Genomic DNA, 7,628 nt, shown 5'->3' with positions numbered 1-7,628 from the left:
GGGAGTGTAAACGCAACTGTGTCAACTGGCTTTTTCGGTGTTACGGCGAAGCCTAACGCCGAAAAAGTCAAACCCTCACGTGCAGTTTGATTCTTTCCTCAAACATGATATAAAGCTGCGAGAAAGTCAATGGCCAGTTGCGTAAAGGCAGGGTCCACTTTTTAGAGACATTCATCACCACCAGATAAATAAGCTTCTGTAAGGCTGCGTCAGAGGTAAAGGCCCCTTTTGTTTTCGTCACTTTTCTCACCTGACGATGGAATCCCTCAATCGTATTGGTGGTATAGATCACCTTTCTGACTTCCTGATCATAAGCAAAAAAAGTGGAAAGATACTCCCAGTTATTTAGCCAGGACTGAACGGCTACAGGGTACTTTTTGCCCCATTTTTCTTCCAGAGCCAGCAGGTTAAAATAGCCATCTTCCTTATTTACAGCCTGATAAACAGGCTTTAGGTCTGCCATGAATTCCTTCTTATCCTTTTCCACCACGTAGCGCATGGTATTTCGGATTTGATGGATAACGCAGGTCTGTATCTGGGCTTGAGGAAAAACAGTTTCTATAGCTTCAGGAAAGCCTTTCAGCCCGTCCACACAGGCAATGAGGATATCCTCTACTCCTCTGCTTTTCAGATCAGTGAGTACAGAGAGCCAGAATTTAGCCCCTTCACTCTCTGATACGTACATGCCTATCAGTTCTTTTCTTCCCTCTTGTCCTATGCCCAGAACATTATAAACAGCACGGCTCACCACCCGTCCCTGGTCTTTCACTTTGTAATGCATGCAATCCAGATAAACAAAGCAATAAAGGCTTTCCAGCGGTCTTACTCGCCATTGGTTCATGGCAGGAATCACCTTGTCAGTTATCTCCGAAAGCTGAGTGGCCGAAAGTTCCATGCCATAGATTTCCTGGATGTGAGAAGATATATCTCTGAGGCTATTGCCCATTCCGTACAAGGCAATTACCTTCTCTTCCAGGCCCTCTGTAATGATAACCTGGCGCTTACCTACAACATGGGGTTCAAAAGTGCCTGCCCTGTCTCTGGGAGTCTGCAAATCAAAGTCTCCTGAAAGGCTCTTTACCTGCTTAGTAGCTTTGCCGTTCCTGCGGTTCTTTAAAGGAGAGTCACTGGATTTCTCTTCCAGAAGGTGAGCAGAGAGTTCTCCCTCTAATGCTGACTCTAAGAAATGCTTTAAAAGTGGGGCGAAAATCCCATTTTCACCCGTTAAAGATTTGCCTTCATATAAGCCCTGGATGGCTTCCTTCTGAAAGCGCTCGTAATCAAATTTCTTCTCGGACATACTTGCTGTGTTAAAGCTAAATTAATTATTTTTTTAACTTTGACACAGTTCCATTTACAGTCTCGACTGTACCGCTCCTGTTTTTGCTTTACGTTCTTTATTTATCCTTAGGGCTACCGCTAAAAGAGCTGCTGGAATTATTTCCTGTATCAGCTCAAAATATTTATTCTGTTGTAAGCATCCTTTTACTATTCCCTCTCATGGGCTTTTTTGTGTGGCTCATCAAGAAATGGAGGCTACAGGAGTTCAACGGAATAAAAGGAGGACTTTTACCTGAAAATCGGAAGCTACTATGGATACCTGTAGCCTATCTGCTTTTTATTTTACTGAACAATTTCAGTGCCTTCAACTACCCCTATGGTTTCACCCTTCTGTTATTTCTTCTCGGGTTTTGTTTAATAGGTTTTACGGAAGAATTCTTTTTCAGAGGAATTCTCCTGCCGCGTCTGATCAGGGTGTTTGCAAACCACAGGAATCCTGTAATGGCAGGGGTGATTTTTTCTTCCCTCCTGTTCGGAGTTTTTCACTTTATTAATCTGGCTTATGGGCAGCACTTTCAGGTAACGGTATTTCAGGTAATATCTGCTTCCTGTGCAGGTATCTTTTTCTGTGGTCTGTTTCTGATAACCCAAAATATAGTAATTCCCTCCCTAATACATTCTTTATGGGATGTGAAAGAGAATATTCAAAAGTTCCGCAGGGCACAGGAGCGGCAGGTGCCTGATGTGGAAGCATTAGAATCGCCGGTAGTTATACCCCAGATGGAGCTCTCCGAGATAATAGTATCAGAACTTCCTTTTCTTCTCTTCCTCCTGATTGCAGGGACTTTTTTGATCTGGAAGGCTGATAAAAAGGAATTTTTCTTAAAGGGAATCACCAGAGTGACCGTTTAATAAATTTTCAGGAAGAATTATGTCCAGAACATAGGAGGCTTTGATCTTAATTGATTAAGGGCTGGAATCAGGATATAAAAAAGCCGGAGCACAATTGCACTCCGGCTTCGGGAAAGAAAAAAAGGAACTGGCTTATTTTGCGGCCAGGTCTACACTTCTCTGGATAAAGGCAGTCAGCTCAGCACCCTGCAGCATGTTTTGCTGTAAGCGGGCTAAGTCGAAGGCCAGCTTGGCCAGTTCTTTCTGCTTTGCCTCATCGGTTTCTTTCAGAATTTTGCCGGTAATGCTGTGGTTGGCATTTACCGCCACGGTATAGTTATCGGGGAAGTTGCCGAACATTTGCATGCCTCCGCCGCCGGCCATGCTCATGTCCTTCATGCGGCGCATAAATTCAGGCATGGTTACACTTACCGGCATTTCGTCGGTCGCCATTGGCTCTACCTGTACGGTATAGCTCTTATTGTTGATGGCTTTGTCGAATACTTCTTTTACCTTTTCCTTCTCCTTATCGTTCAGTACACTTTCTTTCTTCTCGTCCTTGTCGATAAGCTTATCGATGGTGTCGGAATCTACGCGCTTGAGCGAAGTTTTTTCGAGCTTCTGCTCCAGCATATTAATAAAGTGGCTGTCGATAACCGTGTCGAGCTCCAGTACATCGTAGCTACGCTTTTTGGCAGCCTGAATGTAGGCATCCTGCTTGGCGGCATCGTTGGTGTAAAGTAATACCACATTGCCGTCTTTATCGGTCTGGTTAGCCTGTGCCTGCTCTTTGGTTTCGTTGAGGGTAAAGTATTTGCCTTCGGTGTTTTTGAGCAGGGCAAAATCTTTGGCGCGGTCGTAGAATTTATCTTCGCTAATCATGCCGTACTTCACGAACAGGCCAATATCGTCCCACTTTTCTTCGTAAGCCTTGCGGTCGCTCTTATAAAGCTCGCCCAGCTTGTCGGCCACTTTTTTAGTGATGTGGGAGTTAATCTTCTTCACATTCGAATCGGCCTGCAGGAAGCTGCGCGATACGTTCAGCGGAATGTCGGGTGAGTCGATAACTCCATGCAGCAGTTGCAGGAATTCTGGCACCACATCTTTTACCTCATCGGTAATAAACACCTGGCGGCTGTAGAGCTGTATCTTATTCTTCTGTACTTCAAAGTCATTTTTCAGCTTAGGGAAGTACAGAACACCGGTAAGGTTAAAAGGATAATCGACATTCAGGTGAATCCAGAACAGCGGGTCCGGGGCGTAAGGGTACAGTTCTTTGTAGAACTTCAGATAATCTTCGTCCTTAAGCTCGGCTGGAGCTTTGGTCCATAGCGGGTTCGGATCATTAATCTGCTCCGGCTCTTTTTCCTTTCCTTCTTCGCCTTTTTCTCCATCGATAAAGAATAAAGGAGCGGGAAGAAAGCGGCAGTATTTCTCCAGGATGCCACGCAGGCGGTAAGGCTCCAGGAATTCTTCGCTGTCTTCGTTAATGTGCAGAATAACGTCGGTACCCCGCTCGGTGCGGCTGCCGTCGGTAATTTCGAACTGGGTGCTGCCATCGCACTCCCAGCGGGCAGGCTGTGCCCCTTCCTGGCGCGAAAGGGTATTAATTTCTACCTTGCCAGCCACCATAAAGCTGGAGTAGAAACCAAGACCAAAGTGGCCGATAATCTGCTTGTCTTCGCCTTTGTCTTTATATTTCTCTATAAATTCGGTAGCGCCCGAAAAAGCAATCTGGTTGATGTACTTCTTAATTTCTTCGGCCGTCATACCAATACCATTGTCCGATACGGTAATAGTTTTCGCTTCCTTATCGAGCGTTACAGTTACCTTTAAATCGCCCAGCTCTCCCTTGTATTCTCCCAGCTGTGCAAGCTTCTGCAACTTCTGTGTTGCATCCACACCGTTAGAAACAAGTTCGCGCAGAAAAATCTCATGGTCAGAGTAGAGGAATTTCTTGATAATCGGAAAGATATTCTCGGTATGTATGGAAATGGTTCCTTTCTCTTGCATGTGCCTTATTTTTTGTGGTTTATACTATTTTCCACCGCAGGTCTATCAAAAGCTATTCCAGAAGAAAAAATTGTTTGAATAAATGACAGTTTGTCAGGAGTGTAATTTTGTGGTGCATTATCAATTTTTTACTGCAGCAGCAAGCCATACTTTTAACACACCATTTGCCGTATTGGCAGTTCTCTCTCCCTGGTGCCCTGTATGTTGAAAAAACTGAATCATGCATTTCTGCTGTACTCAAACTTAGGTGTGCAACAGCATTTTAATGCCGGCAAGAAAAAATCTATACAACTGGTTAACCAGCTGAGCCTTTTAATCAGTTTGCTCGCTTCTGTATTTATATTTCAGCAGTTTGGGTTTGAGTCTTCCTGGCTAAGGGTGCTGAAGTTGCTTATTCCCTTCATTTTTATCTGTATTCCCATCCTGAATAGCGCCGGATACACCAGGCAGGCACGTTTAATCTTTTACCTGTCCCTTAATGTCTATTGCTTTACTATGGCGGCCAGCTTCGGCTTTAGCAGTGGAATTCAGCTTTATTTTATTCCCATTATTGCGGCAACGGCCCTGGTATTTAACCTGCGGAAGCGAAAGTATATTTTTACAGTACTCGCCGCTCCGGTGCTGTCAATTTTACTGTTGCTGTACCTGGATGACAGCCTGGCGGTTGATCAGGAACTGTACCGCCAGGAGTTGCAGCAAATAAATCAGCAAAGCTTCCTCCTTACCATTATTTCTTCTTTCCTGCTTGCTTTTTTGTACTTCCGGATGACCATTCAGCAGCAGGAACAGCTAAAACAGGCGCTCGAAAAGCAGGAAGAGCTGAACCTGCACCTGCGCCACCAGGAGAAGAAGCTGCAAAAGAACCTTTTGCACTCCAACCGCCTGAGCGAGCGCCTGCGCGACCAGAATGACTATTTTAAAGCGCTTTTACAAAATGCTTCTGACATTACCGCGGTAGTCGATGCAGAGGGCTACTTTAAATATCTCACTCCCTCTTTCTTTCGACTTACGGGTTTTAAGCCAGAGGAAGTGGCCGAAAAAACGGTTTTCGACTTTGTACATCCCGAAGACCTGGCCGCAACGAAAGATCGTTTTTCAGCCAGGTTGCAGGAGCTTACCAGTCAGTCCGTTCTCAGGTTTCGTTACCGGAAGTCCGACGGCAGTTACTTATACCTGGAGGCAAAAGGCACCAACCTGCTGGGCGATAAAACAGTAGGAGGTATTGTTATTAACTCCCGCGATATTACCGACAGGCTCCATTATGAGGAGCAGGCGCGCACGAAAGAAAGGAACATCCGCAGTATACTTGATAATAATGATAACCGGATTTTTCTGATTGATAAGGAATATCGCCTCCTCGATTTTAATAAAGCATTTGCCCATTCTTTTACGGCAGCTTATGGACAGGAACTGCGGAGGAATGAGAACATTTTTAGCTTAACACCCCCCGGGGAACATGAGAAGTGGCTCCAGCGTTATAAGGCCGCTGCCGGCGGGCAGGTGCACGCCTATATTGACCACCTTACAACAGGCAACGAGGAGCGGGTTTTCAGAACGACTGTATTCCCAATAATGGATGGTGAGGTAGTAGATCGCTATACCGTTTTTGCCAAAGACATTACTGAGCAGGAGAGGGCAGCCAAAGCATTGGTAGAGGCAAGAGAAAAAGCAGAAGAGGCGGCAAGGGTAAAGGCGCAGTTCCTGAGTACCATGAGCCACGAAATTCGAACTCCGCTTAATGCCATCATTGGCATCACCCATTTCCTGCAGGAAGATAAACCGACTCCCGAGCAGGCCGAAAATCTCCGGATACTACAGTTCTCGGCCGAAAATCTGCTGGTGCTCCTGAACGATGTGCTGGACCTGAGCAAAATAGAGGCCGGCAAAATTCATTTCGAGCATATTCCTTTCCAGCTGCCACAGCTCATATCCGATATTAAAAAATCCATGCTGCCAGCCGCCAGAAAGAAAGGAGTGGAGCTGGAACTGTTGCAGGATGCAGACCTGCCCCGGAAAGTAATGGGCGATCCGGTACGTTTGTCGCAGGTGCTTACCAACCTGATCAGCAATGCCATCAAATTTACCCATGAGGGCAGTATTCTGGTGCAGCTTACAGTGCTGGAAGACACAGAAGAGAGTAGCCTGGTGCAGTTTAAAGTAAAAGATACCGGAATAGGGATACCTGAAAATATGCAGGAAGTCATTTTCGAGAGCTTTACCCAGGCAGGAAGCGATATTACCCGTCGTTATGGCGGCACAGGTCTCGGCCTTTCTATTAGTAAACGCCTCCTTGAACTTCAGGGAAGTAAAATTATGTTGGAAAGCCGGGAGGATGAAGGAAGTACTTTTTCTTTCTGTTTAAAGCTTGATAAATACCAGGATCCTATCGTAATGAAAGAAAAAGAGCCACCGGGCAGTCAGCAAAACCATGGGCTGAAAGGTTGTAAAATACTAATGGTCGAAGATAACCCGCTAAACGTGTTTGTAGGAAAAAAATTTCTGCAGAAGTGGGAGGTAGAGGTACATTCGGCTGAAAACGGACTGGTGGCCCTGGAAATGCTTCAAAAGCAGGAAATACTTTTTAATCTTATTCTGATGGACCTGCAGATGCCGGAAATGGATGGTTTTGAAACCACCCGCCAGATTCGCCGGCTAAAAGATAAAAGAGTGGCGGAACTGCCGGTACTGGCTATTTCTGCGGCAACGGAGCCGCTAATACAGCAGAAAGCCCTGGAGGCTGGTATGAATGGTTTTGTATCCAAGCCTTTTCAGGCAGAAGAAATGGAACAGAAGCTCCTGCAGTTTATTGCCCGAAGACAGACCAGAGCGTAGAAGAAAACGATAAAAAAAACCCTCCGGGAGTAGTCGTTTTTAACTTCCGGAGGGCTTTTTGTCGTTTTTAGGTTTTCCTAGCGGAAACGGTCGGCTGAACGTACTAAAGCTTCATCTTTCCTGATAAAGCGGTTGGCCAGCATATTAAACACCAGGGCAGCGCCGGGCAGGTAAATGCCCACCAGGTACTGTCCATGCTCAGGGCCAGGCAGCATTTGCTGACCCTGGTAGGCCAGGTAAAGACAAACGGCGAGGGTGCCTCCAATTAAAAGAGAGTTGAGGGCACCGAGCTTCATTTGGGTAAGGCGGTTGTCGTAGCGGAAAATGGAGTAAAGAGCGATAACGGCAGTAAGACTCGCCAGAATAGCGATATACCAGGTGGCTTCCTGGTGGAGGATGTCAGCCGGTGCAGCTTCGAGGCTACCATTTACCTCCTGGTGGGTGAGGAAATACGCATTCAGTATTACTGCCTGCTCAGGGGCCACTTTTTGCCAGATGTCAAAGCCCAGCATCAGGCCCATCGATATGGCTACCAGTAACAGAAATATGGATTGTATTCTTTGTATCATGTCAGCTAAAGGTTAAATTGCGTTGCAAAGTAAGAATAAAAA

The 7,628-nt window shown here is 45.9% G+C and carries 5 protein-coding genes; 2 read left to right on the top strand and 3 right to left on the bottom strand.

Annotation, left to right across the window (positions count from 1 at the left end):
* Positions 1-67: 67 nt before the first annotated feature.
* Positions 68-1,300: an IS256 family transposase gene (locus F752_RS0108555; protein WP_017731316.1), complete on the bottom strand. Its 1,233-nt coding sequence runs from the start codon at positions 1,298-1,300 to the stop codon at positions 68-70.
* 200 nt (positions 1,301-1,500) lie between these two features.
* Here F752_RS0108555 and F752_RS0108550 point away from each other — a divergent pair, with 200 nt between their 5' ends.
* Complete coding sequence (locus F752_RS0108550; protein ID WP_017731315.1) at positions 1,501-2,193, top strand: CPBP family intramembrane glutamic endopeptidase; 693 nt, start codon at positions 1,501-1,503, stop codon at positions 2,191-2,193.
* Positions 2,194-2,325: 132 nt separating this feature from the next.
* Here the strand turns inward: F752_RS0108550 and htpG are convergent, their stop codons facing one another.
* Entirely contained in the window at positions 2,326-4,185 is a 1,860-nt protein-coding gene (htpG, locus tag F752_RS0108545) for a molecular chaperone HtpG (RefSeq protein WP_017731314.1), read from the bottom strand.
* A gap of 249 nt (positions 4,186-4,434) precedes the next feature.
* On the opposite strand from htpG, the gene F752_RS25290 reads away from it, so the two are divergent.
* On the top strand, positions 4,435-7,017 hold the full coding sequence (locus tag F752_RS25290) for a PAS domain S-box protein (protein WP_017731312.1): 2,583 nt from the start codon (positions 4,435-4,437) through the stop codon (positions 7,015-7,017).
* A 77-nt stretch (positions 7,018-7,094) separates the two neighbouring features.
* Here the strand turns inward: F752_RS25290 and F752_RS0108530 are convergent, their stop codons facing one another.
* On the bottom strand, positions 7,095-7,586 hold the full coding sequence (locus F752_RS0108530) for a DUF4293 domain-containing protein (RefSeq protein WP_026135607.1): 492 nt from the start codon (positions 7,584-7,586) through the stop codon (positions 7,095-7,097).
* Between the last annotated feature and the right edge of the window lie 42 nt (positions 7,587-7,628).

This window comes from Nafulsella turpanensis ZLM-10 (genome assembly GCF_000346615.1).
In the GTDB taxonomy this organism is placed as follows: Bacteria; Bacteroidota; Bacteroidia; order Cytophagales; family Cyclobacteriaceae; genus Nafulsella; species Nafulsella turpanensis.
The sequence above is the reverse complement of the archived record's forward strand: the minus strand, read 5'-3'. Positions and strand labels throughout refer to the sequence as shown.